The following is a 16,821-nucleotide window of genomic DNA, read 5'->3' as shown; positions in this document are numbered from 1 at the left end:
TCACCCGGACTCGAACTTTTTGACAGACCAATGAAAACGCCGCGATCAACTGATCGCGGCGTCGGCTTTCATACGAATGACATTGGCGGCGCTGGCTGAGCCATCGAGCCAAAAGGACAACTCGGCGTATTGCTTGAACAAATCCGGCGGCAGGATCGTGCGCCTGGACTGCAACTGGACCTTGGCCTTCACCTTGTGCAGCCCCGAGAGGCCAAGGGCCTGGTCGAATTCCGGCGCGTCGTAGGCCAAATGATCGAAATCATGTTCGAACCAGGGTTCACCGATGAAGTCGTAGACCAGCCGCATCACCCGCTCTGGCGCCTGGCTCAGCAGGTCGTAATCGATGATCAGCAGTGAGTCGGCGTGTTCGCCGTAATAGGCTTCCTTGAGGGCGGCCCAGGAAAACCCCACCAGTCGATTGCGTTGGGCCAGGGTTTCACAGCGGCTGTAGACTGTATTGCGTTCGACCGCATCGCCGAACAGCTTGGTGTTTTCAAAGGGATTGGCGCGGTACAGGCGCTCGATGCTGTCCATGACCCAAGCGACATTGCGCACGCAAGCAATGATCTTGGCTTGAGGGAACAGATCGCTGATCGCCGGCAGGCGCGAACTCCACAGGCGGTTGGTGTCGAACACCACCGGTTTGTCGGCCTTGTCGGCGTAGTAAGAATCGAACAGGCCACGCAACAGGCGGCGACGCAGGTCGGTGTCGATCACCGCGCCGAATTCGCTGCCGGCGCTGCATTGCTCCAAAACGCCGGAAAAGAGTGCGCCCACGGGGCTGGTCATGCCGGCATGGAAACGCGGATTCTGCAAAAGAATGGCAGAAAGCAGGGTCGAGCCCGAGCGCGGCAAGCCGGAGATAAAGTGGAATTGCTGCAATCCATTCACCCGTCATTCAGTCCTTTGTACGACGGAGCGTAGACCATGAATGGCCTTACAGCTAGTGGTGTTTTGATATCAAATCGGAGCTAAATCGACTGGAAAACGCAATTTATATAACTGTTTAAAAGTTGAATCGTTTAAGCCCTGAAACCACGAATTACTTCAGCACATACAAGCGTGCCACGGCGCCTCCCCCCCGGGCTTCGTCGACGCGTCGCCAGCCCGCGGGCAACGGAGCGAACTCGTCCGCCCCCTCGATGCTACCGACCAGCCATACCCGACCAGTGCCTTTGGGCAAGGCGCCGAGGCTATCCAGGTAGATGTCATTGGTCACCAGCGTACCGAAACCGTAGGCATTCGGCCGGCTCGACCGGCCATCGGCCAACGGTGGCGTGTATAGCATCGGTTTGGCGTCGGTCTGGTTGTAATAGACGTAACTCAGGTACCAGAGCATGTCGCTGGTGACGATTCGGTCGCCGGGCATGAAGTGCTGGTTCACGTGTTTGGCCATGACGCTGATCTGATCCTCAGTATCCACCGTGGCATTGTTCTTCACCCCCACCAGCTCGACACCGGCAAACAGCAGCAGCACGGCCAGCGCCAAGACCTTGAAGTCTGCGTACAAGCGATCGACGGCCAGCGCGACAACCATCGGCAGACCCAAGGCGTAAGCGGTCAGGTAACGCTCGATGAACACCGGCGAGATGAACGACACCGCAAACACCAGCAATAACGGGATCGCGGTGTAGATCACCGCCAGCGCACTGCCACGAAACACACTGCGGTCGCGGGCCAGCGCCACGCCCGCCAGGGCCACCAATGCCAGTGGCAGCGCGATAAAAATCAGCGTGGGCAGGTTCTCGCCATCGTCCTGGATCAGGAGCGACCAGATCATCGACGGCAATGAGTCGAGCATGACGGGGGGCTCCCACCCCACATCACCATTGGCCTTGAGCAGATCCAAGTGCTGGATCAGATCGATCAGGCTGGGCACCCACGGCAGGTACAACAGCACAATCGCCACATTGGCCAACCACCAGCCCGAGCGCTGAATGTGCCGCAGTCGATACCCTGGCTGCACACGGATCAGGCCCAGATACAACCAGTGACACAGCACGCACAGCGCGGTGAAGTAATGGGTGTAGAACGCAACTGTCATCAGCAGGGTGTAGATCACCAGATAGCGCGTGCGTTGTGGCCGTTTTATCCAGTACACCAAGGCGATCGTGGCACCGATCAGCCACATCCCCAACAGCGAATACATCCGCACTTCCTGGCTATACCGCACCGCCGTCGGCAACAGCGCCAGCAGAACCCCGGCCAGCAACGCGGCGCGGCGGGTCGCGAGCAAGTCCACCAGCCAGACACCGAGCCCGACCGTGGCAATCCCCGGCAGCGCGCTCAGACAACGAATCGAAAAAATGCCGTCGCCGAACAGCTCCATCCAGCCATGCAGCAGCATGAAATACAGCGGCGGATGCACATCATGGGCTGCATGTTCCCAGATCCCGGCCAGAGAGTACTGGCTCAGCAACAGGCTGGACCCTTCGTCACCCCAGATCGCCGCCGCCGTCAGGTCGTAAAAACGCACCAGCGCAGCCAATGCCAGGATCGGCAGCAGCCAGTGCTCCCGCGCCCACCGCAATAAGCGACGGGCCGCCGCCCATGAGCCCGGTGTCGCGTGCGGATCCTGAGTGTCACCCAGCGGTGTTTCTCTGCGCGCCTCCATTGCCTCCCCTTGTTTCAACCTGATGTGCCTCGACCTGATGAACTTCGACCAGTGAATATGCAATTTTCTCAAGCACTGTAGGACAGGCTCAGGCCCGTCGTCGATGCTGGCTTTACGACGGACGACGTCCGGCAATCATTCCGATCAGCGTCTACGCTTTGGCGTGGCGTGACCCAGCCACGGAGATGAACGGAGTCGGCTGATCACTGCGATCCGCCCGGATAACCGGGCCTGCGATGTGACATATCAGACACTAACCTGAGGGATGAGGAACTATGGAAGTCTTCATGGGCACTATCCAACCTTTCGCCTTTAACTTCGCCCCCAACGGCTGGGCCCTGTGCTACGGCCAGACGCTGGCGATCTCGCAATACCAAGCGCTGTTCTCACTGCTGGGCACCTACTATGGAGGTAATGGCACCACCAATTTCATGCTGCCCAACCTGCAGGGCCGCATGCCGATGGCCCAAGGCAACGGCCTGGGCCTGACCCCGCGCGTCATCGGCGAAGTTTCCGGGACCGAAAACGTCACCGCGACCATCAATAACCTGCCCAACCACACCCACGCCCTGTCCGGGCTCACGGCCACCACCACCCTGCAACTGGCCAGCCCGGCGAGCAACCCGGTCACCAACCCGACCGCGACCAACTCGTACATCGGTGCCTCGGGCGGCGGGCCAGGCTCGGCGAGCATCTACTCCGATCAGCAAGGTGCTGCGGCGGTACCGCTCAAGGGTGTCACGAGCACGGTGACGGGGGAAATCTCGTCCGCCGGCAATGGTTTGCCCATGACGGTGATGAACCCGTTCCTGGTGCTCAACTTCAGCATCGCCCTGAACGGATTGTTCCCTTCGCGTAACTGAGGGTCTGGCCGGGGGATGCACATCCCCCGGCCACTTTTGCTTGATGGAGGGATGCCATGCTGCAACAGGTCCAAAGCCAACACTTTCAGGCACTGCTGGGCAAGACCGGGACGCTGCGGCTGCCCGATGGCAGTGAATTGCCGATCCATATCGACACCCTTAAAGAAACGCCCCATTCACAGATGCCCAAAAGCGAGCGCATGCCGTTCAGCGTCGAGCTCAACAGCCTGCAACCCACTGACTTTGTCGATGGCTTGTGTGCGCTGGAGTTGCCGGAACTGGGTCAGGTGGAAAATATTTTCGTCTCGCGAGTACCGAACATGGGGCGGGATCCCGACGTGGGTTATTTCTACATCGCCTTCAACTGAAACTTTGTGGGGGCGGGCTTATGTGGTGAGCCCCTCACCACAGCTTTTTGTATTGCTCTTAACCCTGTGGGTACCACACCAACCGCTCCGCCGCCGGGTTGCGCTCTTCAACCTGAAACCCCAGCGCCAGGTAATGCTGGCGCGCATGGGGATTGTTGGCCCAGACCACCGTCGCCACCGGGCAACGGATTTGTTGTGCGGCTTTTTGCACGCCTTGCAGCACCGTCCGCCCGTAACCCCGGCCTCGGGCCTGGGGGATGAACGCCAGGTACAGCACGCGAATTTCATTGGGACCGAAGTCGGTGGTCAGCGCGCCGATGGCTGTGTCGAGTTTCTCGATCACGTAGTGCATGGCGTTGGGAAAGTTTTCCCCCAGTCCTTGTTCTTGCACGGTGAATTGCTGGGCAACCACCTGTTGAACCACTTCCTGCTCGCCGTCGATCCATTGCAGATCCGGCCGCGCCGCCTGGTAAAGGCTGTGAAGAAAAGGTCCATCGCTGGTCCGCGAAGGTCTGACCACCAGGCCGTCCGCCGCCACTGAATTGCTGTTCGCCATCGCTGTTCTCCCTAGAAACCGCTTTCCCTGACCCCCAGGGCTGCCATGCGCCGCCAGACAACGCCCAGCAACGATTCGCCGCTGCCCTGCAACACCACAATGCCGCGCAAAGGTTGCACCGGCGTCGGCGTCTCTTCGAGGACGCTCAACCGCGCGCCATACTGCGCCTGCACCGGCTCGGCGCGCTGATGCTCATCCCGGCGTACGGCAATCGGCCCGTGATGATCGGAAGTCAGCGCCTCTTGATCGACATAAGCCGCGCCGTTGGTATCGATTTCGCTTAATTGCACGGCGATCGCCGGGTGCATCGGGTCATCGGCGATGAACCGCCCGCGAGCACCCGTAGCAACACGCCACAGCTCGGCTTCAGCCAGATAACCGCGCAACCGCGCGCCGTCTTCGACCACCCGCGCCAAAGGATCTTTAGTCGAAAGCCAGCGACCGACCGTTAACTGCGGCAGCAGGTCGCGCACCTTGCCGGCGTGGGGCGCGCGCAATAGCAGTCGCTCACGCTGGGCGACCAGGCCGCGGTATTCAGCCACCGCTTCCGCCAGGCGCTGCTCGACGATTCCGGCGTCGGCCGCGGTTTCGCTACGACCGGCCTGACGACGCATCTGTAATTGCTGAATCTGGATCTCGCGACGGACGATGGCCTGGCGTGAGTCCAGGTCCGGTGATTCCAGCTCGATCAGCACCTCGCCCTGGGCGACAACCTGGCCGTCATGCACATTCACCGTTTTTACCCGCGCCGCCACCGGCGCGTGCAAGGCGCTGGTGTGTCCCGCCTCCAGCATCGTCGGCAACTCCACCGCGCTGCGCCACGGCAGCGCCAGCAGCAACAACAGCCCGAACAATGTCAGGCTGCTGAGCAGTACCCGAGGCGTATGCGCCTGTTCGCGACGACTCCACCATTGCCGCCACTCGCTCAGGATCGGCAGGAAGATGAACCACACCAGCTCCACCAGCATCAGGAAGATCCCCAACACCTTGAAGAACAGGTGATAGACCGCCAGAGCAATCCCGAAAAACAACGCCGCGCGCCATAGCCACGAGCCGTATCCCCAGATCAACAACCGCCGCTGCATCTTTGGCGCCCACGGCTCCGGCGCCGGGGCAGCGTAGCCGAACAGGAACTCGCGCAATCGCCAGCGACACAAGGCAAAGGCGCGCCCCTGAAGGTTGTCCACTTCCCAGAAGTCGCTGAGCAAGAAGTAGCCGTCGAAACGCATGAACGGGTTGAGGTTGATCACCAGCGTAGTGATCCAGGTCGCACTGGCGAGCATGAACGCCGCCGTGCGCCCGGGGCCATCGGGCAGCAGGGACCAGGCGAGCAGCGCGATACAGGCCAACACCAGTTCCGCCAGCACCCCGCCGGCGCCGATCAGCAATCGCGCACGTCTGTCGTTGACCCGCCAGGCGTCGCTGACGTCGGTGTAGAACATCGGCAGCAGCACCATGAACGCCACGCCCATGCTCTGCACCCGACAACCGGCGCGCTTGGCCATGAAGGCGTGGCCGAACTCGTGGCACAGCTTGGCGAAAAACAGCGCCACCGCGAACGCCAGCGCACCACCGAGGCTGAACAGGTGTGGAAAGGTGGCAATGAATCGCTGCCAGTCCCGCGACACCAGAAACACCCCGAGCCCCAGCGTCGCGGGCAATCCGTAGCGCAATGCGCGCGGGCCGAAACGCTCCAGCCACGGCCAGGCGCGATTGAGAAAAGCGTCCGGTCGCCACAGCGGAATCCGGAAAAACAGGTATTGATGCAGCAGGATTTTCCATAGGCTTTGGCGCTGAGCCGCGGCCTTCAGGCTGTAACTGGCACGCTGCGATGGGTCGAGGGCGCTGATCAGGTCGTGGCCGCGCAAAAATTCCAGCAATTGCTCAAGCGCCGCGCCGTCCAGCGGCAGCCCTGGCTCGCGGTTGGCGGCACGCAGCACCTGCTCGGGATCGCCCAGGGACCAATGACGCAGCAAGCGCATCGCCGCCGCGCCGAGTTTGAAATAACGCCCACGCACCGGGTCGGCCAGGGTCCAGCACGGTGACCCGTCGAGGGCCGGCGCCGCCGTCGACAATTGCAGGTCTGCCCGCAGGCTCGGCAGTCTCATCTAAAGGCCCACGCTCTGACGCAACCCGGCCAGCGGTCGACGCAACAGGTACAGCGCCAGCGGCGCACGGTCACCGAAGACTTTCGCGGTGCCACGCAGGCCAATGCGCGGCGGTGCGCCGTCGAATGTCGCATCCAGTCGATAAGCCAGTTGCCCGCCAGCTGTTGGCTGCGCTTCATAGGCCGAACGTTCGAGTCTGGCCTGGTGCCGCTGCAGTGGATCGCTGTCGAGAAACAGTGCGACCTGCGCCCCCGGTTCCAGGGCGATCGCATCGCCAACGGCCAATTCGATGCGCAACTCGGCCTGATTCGGGTCGGCGAGTTCCATCAAGCGCTCGCCGGTCTGCACCGGTTTACCGGTCCAGCGTTCGGCGTCGGCGAACACCGCGATGCCGTCTCGCTCGGCACGCACTTCGCTGCGCTTGAGCAGTTCACGGGCGTAATCCCGTTCGGCGCGTTTCTGCTCGACACGTGCGGCCAGCAGATCGATTTTCGAACTGGATTCGGCATCGGCGAAGGAGCGTTGGGAATTGGCCTTGAGTTCCGCTTCGGCAACGCCCAGAGCGCGCTCGGCCACATCAGCCTGAGCCTTGAGCGTGGTGCTTTCGAAGCGCAGCAGCAGGTCGCCGGTCTTCACCGTCTGATTGGGTTTGACCAGGAACTCGGCGATCACTCCGTCCAGTGGCGCGGCGACCACCCGGCCGCCCAACGGGACGACTTCAGCCGGTGCCAACACCGATTGGCGCACCGGAATCAGTAACCCGAACAACAACACGGCGACCAGTGCCACCTGACGCTTACGCGTCCAGCGCAGTCGCCAGGGTTTGCGCGGTTGCAGCGCCAGCCAGGCATGGCTGTAGGTGTCGCCCAGTTGCGACAACAGCACCTGCTCGGCAGGGTTCCATGGCACATCTCGCGCCAGCCACAGCCCGCCGAAGATCTCGCCCTGATGATCAATCAGTGGCAACCAGAACACCTGAGCGGCCGACAGACTTTGCCAATCGGCCTGAATCGATTCACTGAGCAGATCGGGCGCGATCACCCGCGCCTGTTTCAGCACCTCGAGCTTGAACAGCTGCGCGACCGCTTGCTCGACAAACGCCACGAACGGTGCATTCGGCTCCACCGCACTGACACCGGTCACCGCCTGCACCTTGCCGGCGATCAACAACGCGGCATGGCGAAAACCGAACAGCGCCTGGCCGTCATTGACCAGGCTGTAAGCCAGTTGCGAAGGATTACGAGCCGCGCGGGTCTGGCGTTCGAGGTCGAGAAACCTGGCGAACACCTGCTCGGCGCCGCCCGTTACCGGGGCGTTCACTTGAGCTCCGCGAAACGTGCCGTTCCGCTCATGCCGGCCAACAGACCGCTGGCGTTGGGCAGCGTCGCCACCAGCAGCAAGGTCTGGCTGCCTTCGTCGATCCGCGCGCCGAGGCGCTTGACCGTGGCATCCAGCGGCTGACCGGTTTCATCGGGGACAAAACTGAACGTCTGGCCGGGCTTGAGCTTGCCCATCCAGCGTGATGGCACCAACAGGTGAATTTCCAGGGTGCGATTATCGACCACATCCAGCAACGGCGCGCCGGCGGCAACGCTTTCGTAGCGCTTGACCTTGCGCTCGACGACCTGGCCATCGAACGGCGCGACCACGCTGCAGCGTTTGACCTGAACCTGATAAACCTGAGATTGCGCCTGGGTTTCGCTGACCTTGGCCTCGGCCCGCGCCACTTCAAAGCGCCCCACCGAATTCAGCGCCGCCAGTTGCCGGTTATGGGCCAGCTCTTCACCGGCGCCACGATTGGCGGCCTGAGCCGCGTTGAGCTGAGCCTGATAAGCCGAACAGTCAAACCGCGCCAGGGTGTCGCCCTTTTTGAACGACTCGCCCTCACTGAACGGCAACTCGACAATCCGCCCGGACAACTCGCTGGCGAGCACCGCCTGATCCCGGGCTCGCAGCACGCCACGGGCCTCACTGCTGGTTGACGTGTTACCGCCGACCGCGTTGCTTTCCAGCAACGGATCGTCTGGCGCAGGCGTTTGCGCCTGTACTACGCACGTTACAAAGGTTAATCCCGCAACCCAAACACGAAAACGCCGCATAACCGTAACTCCCTGACGGATGAGCGGAGTCTACGACAGCGGGGAGGCTCGTCAAGCGGATGGCCATCATTGGTTGGAGCGCGCGTTGGCGGATAGGTATTAATTTCCATACAAATCCTCCATATCAACGCTGCGCCATCTCCGCCACCGGATACACCGACTCCCATCCCCCACCCAACGCCTTGTACAACCCCACCATCGCCAACGACACCCCGGTCGAGCTTTCGACCCACTGCTGCTGGGTCGCCAGCAATTCGCCTTGCACGGTCAGGACGTTGACGAAATCCACCACCCCTTCGACGTATTGCTGTTGCGCGGTGCGCAGGGCGATCTGGTTCTGGCGCACGGCTTCGGCGAGGCTGTCGCGGCGCAATTGGCTGGCGTTGTAGGCGGTGAGTTGATTGTCGATTTCATGCCAGGCCCGCAGCACGGTTTGCTGGTAGGCCAGCGCGGCTTCCTGTTGTTGGGCTTCGCGCAGATGCAACACGCCCCGCAGCCGACCGCCGTCGAACAGCGGCAAGCTCAATTGCGGACCGATGCTGAACGAGCGCGAGCCCCAGGAACCGAAATCGCTCAGTTGCAGGGCTTGCGAACCGATGTTGCCCGACAGGGTGATTCGCGGATAGAAGTCACCCTTGGCCACGCCGATGCTGGCGGTCGCGGCATGCAGTCGGGCTTCAGCCTGGCGGATATCCGGGCGGCGCTCGGCCAATTGCGACGGCAAGCCGATGGCGACCTGTCGCGGGGTTTGCGGCACCGGGGCGTCTGTGGATAACTCGGCGGACAACGCTTGCGGCGGTTCGCCCATCAACAGGCTCAGCGCGTTGATCAGTTGCGACTGACGCTGCTCCAGCGCCGGTAAACGTGATTCGATGGCCGCGACTTGCGCGGCGGCTTCGGCGACGTCCAGATCCGTCGCCACACCGTCGGCCAGGCGCAGTTGCGAGAGTTTCAAACTATGCCGGGCGACGTCGAGATTCTGCTCGGTGACGGTCCGGGTGCTTTGCACACCGCGCAGTTGAATGTAGTCCTGAGCCGTTTCGGCGAGCACCGACAGCAGCACCCCACGGCGATCGTTTTCCGCCACCTCCAGGGTGGCATCGGCGGCTTCGGTTTCGCGGCGCACACGCCCCCAGAAATCCAGTTCCCAGGAGGCGGAAAAGCCAGCATCCCACAGGTTGTACGCCGAGTCGCCGTTATTGCCCGACGGATCGTTCAGGCCTTCACCACTGTTGCGTTTGCGCCCGTAGCTACCAGTGGCGGCAGTGTTGGGATAGCGCTCGGCGGTGATTACCTGGCGCGCGGCGCGGCTTTGTTGCAAACGGCTGCTGGCGAGTTTCAGGTCGAGGTTGTCGGTCAGGGCGCGTTGGTTCAGGGCCGAGAGTTTCGGATCGTGGAACACTTCCCACCAGCGTTCGTCCATCTCGTTGGGAACGGCCTGACTGGCGGCGGCTTTGGCCGGTTTCGACCATTGGGCGACTTGCTGTGCCTGAGGGCGCTGGAAGTCCGGGCCGACGGTGCAGGCGTTCAATGAAAACAGACTCAACACCAAAACTACTGAATGAATGCTGACCTTGTGGCGAGGGAGCTTGCTCCCGTTCGAGTGCGCAGCACTCGCAAATTTTGGGTCCGCTTCGCGGCCCAGCGGGAGCAAGCCCCCTCGCCACGGGGATGTGCGATTAGCGAAGTTCATCGTTGTGCGACCTCATGCTCATCGGCCGTAGCGCTGGCAGTATCAATACTCGCCTCCACCGACATCCCCACCCGCAATCGCTCAGCCAATGGCTGGCCTGGATCGAGGATGATTTTCACCGGAATCCGTTGCACAACCTTGGTGAAGTTGCCGGTGGCGTTGTCCGGTTTGACTGACGCGAAGGTCACGCCGGTGGCCGGTGCGATACTCTCGACGCGTCCCTGCAGGGCTTCGCCACCAAGGCTGTCGACATGCACCTGCACGTTCTGCCCCGGCTGTACGTCGATCAGTTGGGTTTCCTGAAAATTGGCAACCACATACGCCCGCTCCAACGGCACCACGGCCAGAATCTTGCTGCCCGGCGTGACATAGGCGCCGACCCGCACCGCGCGCTCGCCGACCATGCCGTCCTGGGGGGCAACGATGCGCGTATAGGACAGTTCATAACTGGCCATTTCCAGCGCCGCTTGTGCGCGTTTCAGTCCACCTTCTGCCGCATCGCGCTGGGCGGTCAGGATCTCCACTTGTTTGCGTTCCGCCGCCAGCACCGCTGTGGCATTGGCCAACCGAGCGGTGGCCTGATCGATGCGCGTGCGCGCCTGCTGGGCATTCTGCACGGTGCCGGCGCCCACCCCGGCGAGGTGGTTGTAGCGGTTCAGTTCATGCTCGGCGAAAGCCATCTCCGCCTTCGCCGAAACCACCGTAGCCTGGGCCTGAGCGATCACCGACGTCTGGCGTTCCAGGGTCGCCCGGGCGTTTTGCAGCTGCGCCCTGGCCACCAGGGTTTGCGCGTCGGCAGCCTCAGCGGCAGCGCGCAGGTCGCGGTCGTCGATCAACGCCAGCAGTTGCCCGGCCTTGACCTGTTGGTTGTCCTCCACCAGCACTTCCTTGATGAATCCCGCCACGCGCGGCGCCACCAGGGTGAAGTCCGCCGAGACGAAGGCATCGTTGGTGCTTTGCTGTGTACGCTTGCCGAACAAGCCCGGCGCCAGCAGGTAAATCAACACGCCGACCGCCATCGCTGCGGCAACGCCGACAGCGACTTTTTGCTTTGATTGAGTCGTCATAAAAACCTTCTGTTCCAGTGAAGCGTTCAAGTTGGCGCGCGCGGTGGATAAATCCGCGTCGGCAGCCAGAAAATCAGCAGGATCAGCGCCACCGCGACGCCGGCCATGCACAGATAAAGATCGGAAGAAGTCAGCACCACAGCCTGCTGATGCAGGCGGTGAGCGAGGTTCGCGCTGGCGCTATCAACCAGAGGCGAGTTACCGAGGTTGTCCACCAGCATGCTCGAGTGGAAATGCAGCCTTGCGGTGGTCAGCGCATCGATCACACCGGTGGCGATCACTGCCGCCAGGCCTTTGACCGTGTTGAACCAGGCCGAGGCGAACGGTCCTTCCATCGGGGTGATGCTGCCGGTGGAGAGCATCAATAGCGGCAGCACGGCCATGGGTTGACCGAAAATCTGCAGCCATTGCAGGACGTAGAAATCGTCACGAATCCACGCCGACGTCAGCTGCGAGCCGCCGATGCAAGACAGCGCCAGCATGCTCAGGCCGATCCCCAGCACCCAGCGGCAATCGACCCAACGCAGGTTGCACAGCGCCGCCACCAACGGCAGCGCGATCAACTGTGGCAACGCCGCCAACAGCATGATTGGCGCCGTCTGCAGCGGGCGATAGCCCTGGACCTGAGCCAGGTAACTGGAGGGAATGATCACCACCGCGAGCAACACCACCAGCACGCCGGCCAGAGTCAACAACGCGAACGACAGGTTGCGGATGCCGAGCATCTGCAACTTGAAGAACGGAATCGGTTGCGACCACTCGTTAATCAGGAACAGCACCAGCAGTAGCAGCCCGCCGCCGAGCAGTGCGCAGATCAGGCTCGACTCGAACCAGTCCAGCCGATTGCCTTGCAGGATGCCGATCACCAACATGCAAATCGCCGGAAACCCCAGTAGCAAGCCACGCCAGTTGAATGACTTGCAGCGTTCCAGGCGCAGCGGATCCTGGGGTAGACCGTAAGCCACCGCCGCCATGGCAATCAGGCACGGCACGACGATTTGCCAGAAGGTCCATTGCCAGCCGACGTACTCGGTCCACAACCCGGCCAGCGGCGTGCCGAGACCAGGGCCGAAGGTTGCCGTCAGGGCATAACCGGCCAAACCATAGAGCTTCACATTGGCCGGCAGGAACCGCAGCGCAACGGTCATCAGCATCGGCGGCAACGCACCACCGGCCAGGCCTTGCAGGGTGCGCATGACCAGCAAGCTTTCATAATTCGGGGCAAACGGGCACAGCACGCCCAACAGGGTGAAAACGCTGATGGCGCACAAGGTGAAGCGCCGCAACGAGAATGTCACCGAACACCAAGGAGCAAACGCCATGGCGGCCACCGAGGTCGCGGTGTAACTGGCGACCAGCCAGGTGCCTTCGTCGTAACCGATGGCCAACGCACCGCGAATGTCGGCGAGGGCGACCTTGGTCACCATCTCGTTCAAGCCCGACACCAGCACCGCCAGCAACACGCCCACCAGGCCGATGATGATTCGCGGGCCGAAGACCGGTGGTGCGACGGCGGTCGCTGGAGTAGTCGCAGCGAGAGACGCCGTGACCGTGAGGGAAGTCATGTACTGCACGCTCCGGAAGGGGGATACCGAAGCATTTTAGGAAGCGCGGGGGCTTACGAAAATTGACTTATTGGCAGCTTATAAGTGCACCACACGCAATGGTTAAAAGCTGCGATCCCTTGATCTTCAAACCGGCTGTGCCGCCAGCCAGGTCTCGTCGCAACAAGCCTTGAGTGTCTCGCGCATCCAGCGGTGCGCCGGGTCTTTGTCGAAGCGCGGGTGCCAGGCTTGGGTCAGCATGAGGGTAGGTAGCGGAATCGGCAGGGTAAACGAGCGCAGCTTCAAGCCCAGGCGCCGCACACTCAGCAATGCTTCTTTGGGCACCGGCAGAATCAGGTCGGAATCCGGCAAGGCGAACATCGCCGCATGAAAACTCGGCGCAATCACCGCCACCCGCCGCTCCAGCCCCAAGGCGTTGAGCGCCGTGTCGATCGGCCCACGGGCGATCCCGCGACGGGACATGCTGATATGGGAAAAGCCGGCGTAACGCTCGGCGGTGATCTCGTCGTCGAACAGCGGATGATCTTCGCGCACCAACCCGACAAAGTGGGTGGAGAACAGGTTTTGCACCTTCACTTCCGGCATCAGCGGTCGATTGTTGCTGACGCTCAGATCGATGCGTCCTTCGCGCAAGGCTTCATCGTCCCCGTCGCCCTCGGGGACAAAGCGCAGTTCGCAATGCGGAGCCTGGCGTTCCATCGTGTCGAACAGCTTGCCGCCATAGACGCCCACAAAGAAATCATTGGCGCGAATGCTGAACCGCCGGCGTAAGCTGCCCAGGTCCACGTCATCGGCAGAACGGAACAGCAAAGCGGCCTGTTCCACCAGGTCCCGCACTTGCTCGCGCAGCTCCAGCGCCTTGGGCGTCGGCACCAGGCCACGGCCGGCGCGTACCAGAATCGGATCGCCGATGGCCTCGCGAATCCGCGTCAGCGTCCGGCTCATCGCCGCCGGGCTGAGGTTCATCCGTCGCGCAGCGCCCACCACACTGCCCTCGTCGAGCAAGGCGTCGAGGGCGACCAACAGGTTCATGTCCGGGAGTTGCATGCTGAGCACTCATGGCTGATCTGGATTGATTCAGACGCAATGCTAGCAGATCAAAGGATCACCGCTGCATCCCCCAACGCTTCACCGTCACCCGCTCCAACGTATCAAACACCAGATTCTCCACCAGCAACCCAATCAGGATCACCACCGCCAACCCGGCAAACACCTTGTCGGTGTACAGCTCATTACGGTTCTGGAAGATGTACCACCCCAACCCACCCTTGCCGCTGGTGGCGCCAAATACCAGTTCAGCGGCAATCAGCGTGCGCCAGGCGAACGCCCAGCCGATTTTCAAACCGGCGAGGATCGACGGCAACGCGGCCGGGATCAGGATGAACAACACGAAACGCATGCCCTTGAGGCCGTAATTGCGCCCCGCCATGCGCAGGGTTTCCGAAACGCCAAGGAACCCGGCATAGGTGTTCAAGGCCAACGCCCAGAGCACCGAATGCACCAGTACAAAAATCAGACTGTTCTGCCCCAGCCCGAACCACAGCAGCGCCAGCGGCAGCAGTGCAATCGCCGGCAACGGGTTGAACATCGAGGTCAGCGTGCTCAGCAGATCGCGACCCAATTGCGTCGACACTGCCAGCGTGGTCAGGGCAAACGCCAGCACAATCCCGATCAGGTAGCCCTTCAACAACACCACCAGCGAAATCCACACCTTGCCCAACAGCTCACCGCTGAGCAGGCCGTCGTACAGCGCGCTGGCGGTTTGCAGAAAACCTGGCAACAGCAGATCGTTATTCTGGTAACGGGCAACGGCTTCCCAGAGCAGCGCGAGCACAATCAGGATCAGGCTTTTACGCAACCAGCCCTGTTGCCAGAGACGCTGACCGAGGGGTAACTCACGCTCCAGCGGGACGCTCGTCAGCGGCTGCAAAACGGTTTCGTACTCTTTACGCGCGGATGATAACGGGCTCATCGGGCACTCCTCTCAATGGCTCAATAAGCGATGCGAATATCGGCGAAGTCCAGCTCACGGGCGGTTTCCGGGGACTGGCCTTCATCGAACAACAGCCGATGAATCCGCCGCGCCGATTCCTGGAACGCCACACCGCCGAGGCTGTGCAAATCGTATTGATGGCTGTGGACTTCGGCTCGTACCCGCCCCGGATGAGGCGACAGCAGCAGAATCCGATTGCCCACCACCAACGCCTCTTCGATGGAGTGAGTAACGAACAGCAGCGTGAAACGCACCTCTTCCCAGAGCAGCAGCAACTCTTCCTGCATCTTGCGCCGGGTCAGCGCGTCGAGGGCGGCGAAGGGTTCATCCATCAACAGGATTTTCGGTTGCATCGCCAACGCCCGGGCAATCGCCACCCGAGCTTTCATGCCGCCAGACAAGGTATGCGGATAGGCATCGGCAAACGCCGCCAGACCAACCTTGTCCAGATAGTGCAGCGCCCGCTCTTCAGCCTCATTACACTTGAGGGTTTTGGAAGCAAGCAGCGGAAACATCACGTTCTGCTTGACGGTTTTCCACGGCGGCAGCTGATCGAACTCCTGGAACACCACGATCCGGTCCGGCCCCGGCGCATCGACCCGCTGGCCTTGCAGGCGAATCTCGCCCTCACAGGGCGGGATGAACCCGGCGACCGCCTTGAGCAACGTCGATTTGCCGCAACCGGACGGACCGAGCAACACAAAGCGGTCCGCCGGATCGACCTCGAAACTGACCTGATGGGTCGCTCGAACCACACGCGCAGGCGTGCGGTATTCCAGGCTGACCTGGTCGACCGACAGCAGTGCTTGCGCGGCCGCGATCGGATTGCTGGCCGTGTGGCCTTGCAAGGGGGCGTTCATGTCGGTCAGCTCCCTTGCAGCGGTTTGGCATCCTGGAAGAAGTAGTCCTTCCACGAATCCGGCTTGTTTTTGATCGCGCCGACGCGGTAGAGGAACTCGGCCAGCGGGTAAGTGTTTTTCGGCGTGACGGTAAATTCGAACTGCGGGTTGTCGATGATTTTCAGCAACGCCGCGCGATCGATTTTTGCCTTGGTGACGCGGATGTAAGTGTCGGCCGCCGCACCTTTATCGTTCTGAGCGAACTCGGCCGCTTCAGTCAGCGCCGCGATGAAGGCTTTATAGGTTTTCGGGTTTTCGTTGCGGAATTTCTCGGTGGCGAACAACACGGTCGGCGAGTTCGGGCCGAGCAGGTCATAGGTGTTCAGCACCACGTGCACGTTGGGGTTTTCCAGCGCCTGATCCTGGAATGGCGGGTTGGAGAAATGCCCGGTCAACTCGGTGCCGCCAGCGATCAGTGCCGCAGTGGCATCCGGGTGCGGAACGGCGATGGTGTACTTGTCGAGGCGATTGAATTCCTTGTCGCCCCATTGCTTGGCTGCTGCGTATTGCAGGAAGCGCGACTGCACCGACACCCCGACCGCCGGCACCGCAATGCGGTCCTTTTCGGTGAAGTCAGCGATGGTTTTGACCTTTGGATTATTACTCACCAGGTAGTAAGGGAAGTTGCCCAGGGAAGCCACGGCCTTGACGTTCTGTTTGCCGTGAGTGCGGTCCCAGATGGTCAGCAGCGGTCCGACGCCGGCACCGGCAATGTCGATGGAGCCGGAGAGCAACGCATCGTTGACCGCCGAGCCGCCGGAGAGCTGGGTCCAGTCGACCTTGATGTCGATGCCTTCCTGCTTGCCGTACTTCTCGATCAGGTTCTGATCGCGCACCACGTTGAGCAGCAGATAAACGATGCCGAATTGTTCGGCGATACGAATTTCACCCTCGGCGTGGGCCACGGTCGGCGCCACCAGGCTGCCGGCGAGCAGGCTGAAACCCAGGCCGATAGCGGCGGCCAACGGTGCAAATGGAAGACGTTTGGACATGAGG

Annotated in this window: 15 protein-coding genes; 2 read left to right on the top strand and 13 right to left on the bottom strand. The window is 61.8% G+C overall.

Annotated elements, in window-relative coordinates; translation table 11 throughout:
• Window positions 1–45 precede the first annotated feature (45 nt).
• Complete coding sequence (locus PSH69_RS00740) at window positions 46–891, bottom strand: sulfotransferase (RefSeq protein WP_018929397.1); 846 nt, start codon at window positions 889–891, stop codon at window positions 46–48.
• 151 nt (window positions 892–1,042) lie between these two features.
• Entirely contained in the window at window positions 1,043–2,614 is a 1,572-nt protein-coding gene (locus PSH69_RS00735) for a glycosyltransferase family 39 protein (protein WP_305410733.1), read from the bottom strand.
• 275 nt (window positions 2,615–2,889) lie between these two features.
• On the opposite strand from PSH69_RS00735, the gene PSH69_RS00730 reads away from it, so the two are divergent.
• Together PSH69_RS00730 and PSH69_RS00725 are read left to right on the top strand one after the other, a co-directional pair.
• The gene (locus PSH69_RS00730; protein ID WP_305410731.1) at window positions 2,890–3,477 is read left to right on the top strand and encodes a phage tail protein; all 588 of its coding nucleotides are present in this window, start codon (window positions 2,890–2,892) and stop codon (window positions 3,475–3,477) included.
• Window positions 3,478–3,533: 56 nt separating this feature from the next.
• Window positions 3,534–3,845, top strand: a complete 312-nt coding sequence (locus tag PSH69_RS00725) for a hypothetical protein (protein ID WP_019651576.1) — start codon at window positions 3,534–3,536, stop codon at window positions 3,843–3,845.
• Between the two features lie 58 nt (window positions 3,846–3,903).
• On the opposite strand, the gene PSH69_RS00720 is transcribed toward PSH69_RS00725, so the two are convergent.
• The 11 genes from PSH69_RS00720 to PSH69_RS00670 form a co-directional block, all read right to left on the bottom strand.
• Complete coding sequence (locus PSH69_RS00720) at window positions 3,904–4,401, bottom strand: GNAT family N-acetyltransferase (RefSeq protein ID WP_305410730.1); 498 nt, start codon at window positions 4,399–4,401, stop codon at window positions 3,904–3,906.
• An 11-nt stretch (window positions 4,402–4,412) separates the two neighbouring features.
• A complete protein-coding gene (locus tag PSH69_RS00715) occupies window positions 4,413–6,509 on the bottom strand; it encodes a biotin/lipoyl-binding protein (RefSeq protein WP_305410729.1) in 2,097 nt (698 codons plus the stop codon).
• The gene (locus tag PSH69_RS00710) at window positions 6,510–7,829 is read right to left on the bottom strand and encodes an efflux RND transporter periplasmic adaptor subunit (RefSeq protein ID WP_305410728.1); all 1,320 of its coding nucleotides are present in this window, start codon (window positions 7,827–7,829) and stop codon (window positions 6,510–6,512) included. It abuts the gene before it with no gap.
• On the bottom strand, window positions 7,826–8,608 hold the full coding sequence (locus PSH69_RS00705) for an efflux RND transporter periplasmic adaptor subunit (protein WP_305410727.1): 783 nt from the start codon (window positions 8,606–8,608) through the stop codon (window positions 7,826–7,828). Before PSH69_RS00705 ends, PSH69_RS00710 begins: the two co-directional genes overlap by 4 nt.
• 124 nt (window positions 8,609–8,732) lie before the next feature.
• Window positions 8,733–10,301: an efflux transporter outer membrane subunit gene (locus PSH69_RS00700; protein WP_305410726.1), complete on the bottom strand. Its 1,569-nt coding sequence runs from the start codon at window positions 10,299–10,301 to the stop codon at window positions 8,733–8,735.
• The gene (locus PSH69_RS00695; RefSeq protein WP_305410725.1) at window positions 10,298–11,368 is read right to left on the bottom strand and encodes an HlyD family secretion protein; all 1,071 of its coding nucleotides are present in this window, start codon (window positions 11,366–11,368) and stop codon (window positions 10,298–10,300) included. The genes PSH69_RS00700 and PSH69_RS00695 overlap by 4 nt, the downstream gene beginning before the upstream one ends.
• 26 nt (window positions 11,369–11,394) lie before the next feature.
• Window positions 11,395–12,933, bottom strand: coding sequence for an MFS transporter (locus tag PSH69_RS00690; protein WP_258612921.1), 1,539 nt, complete (start codon window positions 12,931–12,933; stop codon window positions 11,395–11,397).
• A gap of 126 nt (window positions 12,934–13,059) precedes the next feature.
• Window positions 13,060–13,980 (bottom strand): LysR family transcriptional regulator, encoded by a 921-nt coding sequence (locus tag PSH69_RS00685; protein WP_019651583.1) that lies wholly within the window; start codon window positions 13,978–13,980, stop codon window positions 13,060–13,062.
• Window positions 13,981–14,038: 58 nt separating this feature from the next.
• Window positions 14,039–14,905 carry an ABC transporter permease gene (locus PSH69_RS00680; protein WP_018929405.1) on the bottom strand — a complete coding sequence of 289 codons (867 nt, stop codon included), beginning with the start codon at window positions 14,903–14,905 and terminating at the stop codon, window positions 14,039–14,041.
• A gap of 20 nt (window positions 14,906–14,925) precedes the next feature.
• Window positions 14,926–15,786 carry an ABC transporter ATP-binding protein gene (locus PSH69_RS00675; RefSeq protein ID WP_305410724.1) on the bottom strand — a complete coding sequence of 287 codons (861 nt, stop codon included), beginning with the start codon at window positions 15,784–15,786 and terminating at the stop codon, window positions 14,926–14,928.
• 5 nt (window positions 15,787–15,791) lie between these two features.
• Complete coding sequence (locus PSH69_RS00670) at window positions 15,792–16,817, bottom strand: ABC transporter substrate-binding protein (RefSeq protein WP_305410723.1); 1,026 nt, start codon at window positions 16,815–16,817, stop codon at window positions 15,792–15,794.
• Window positions 16,818–16,821: the final 4 nt, after the last annotated feature.

The sequence above is a fragment of the Pseudomonas sp. FP1740 genome, assembly GCF_030687165.1.
GTDB lineage: Bacteria > Pseudomonadota > Gammaproteobacteria > Pseudomonadales > Pseudomonadaceae > Aquipseudomonas.
Note: the sequence above shows the minus strand (reverse complement) of the source record. Positions and strands in the feature narration are given on the sequence as shown.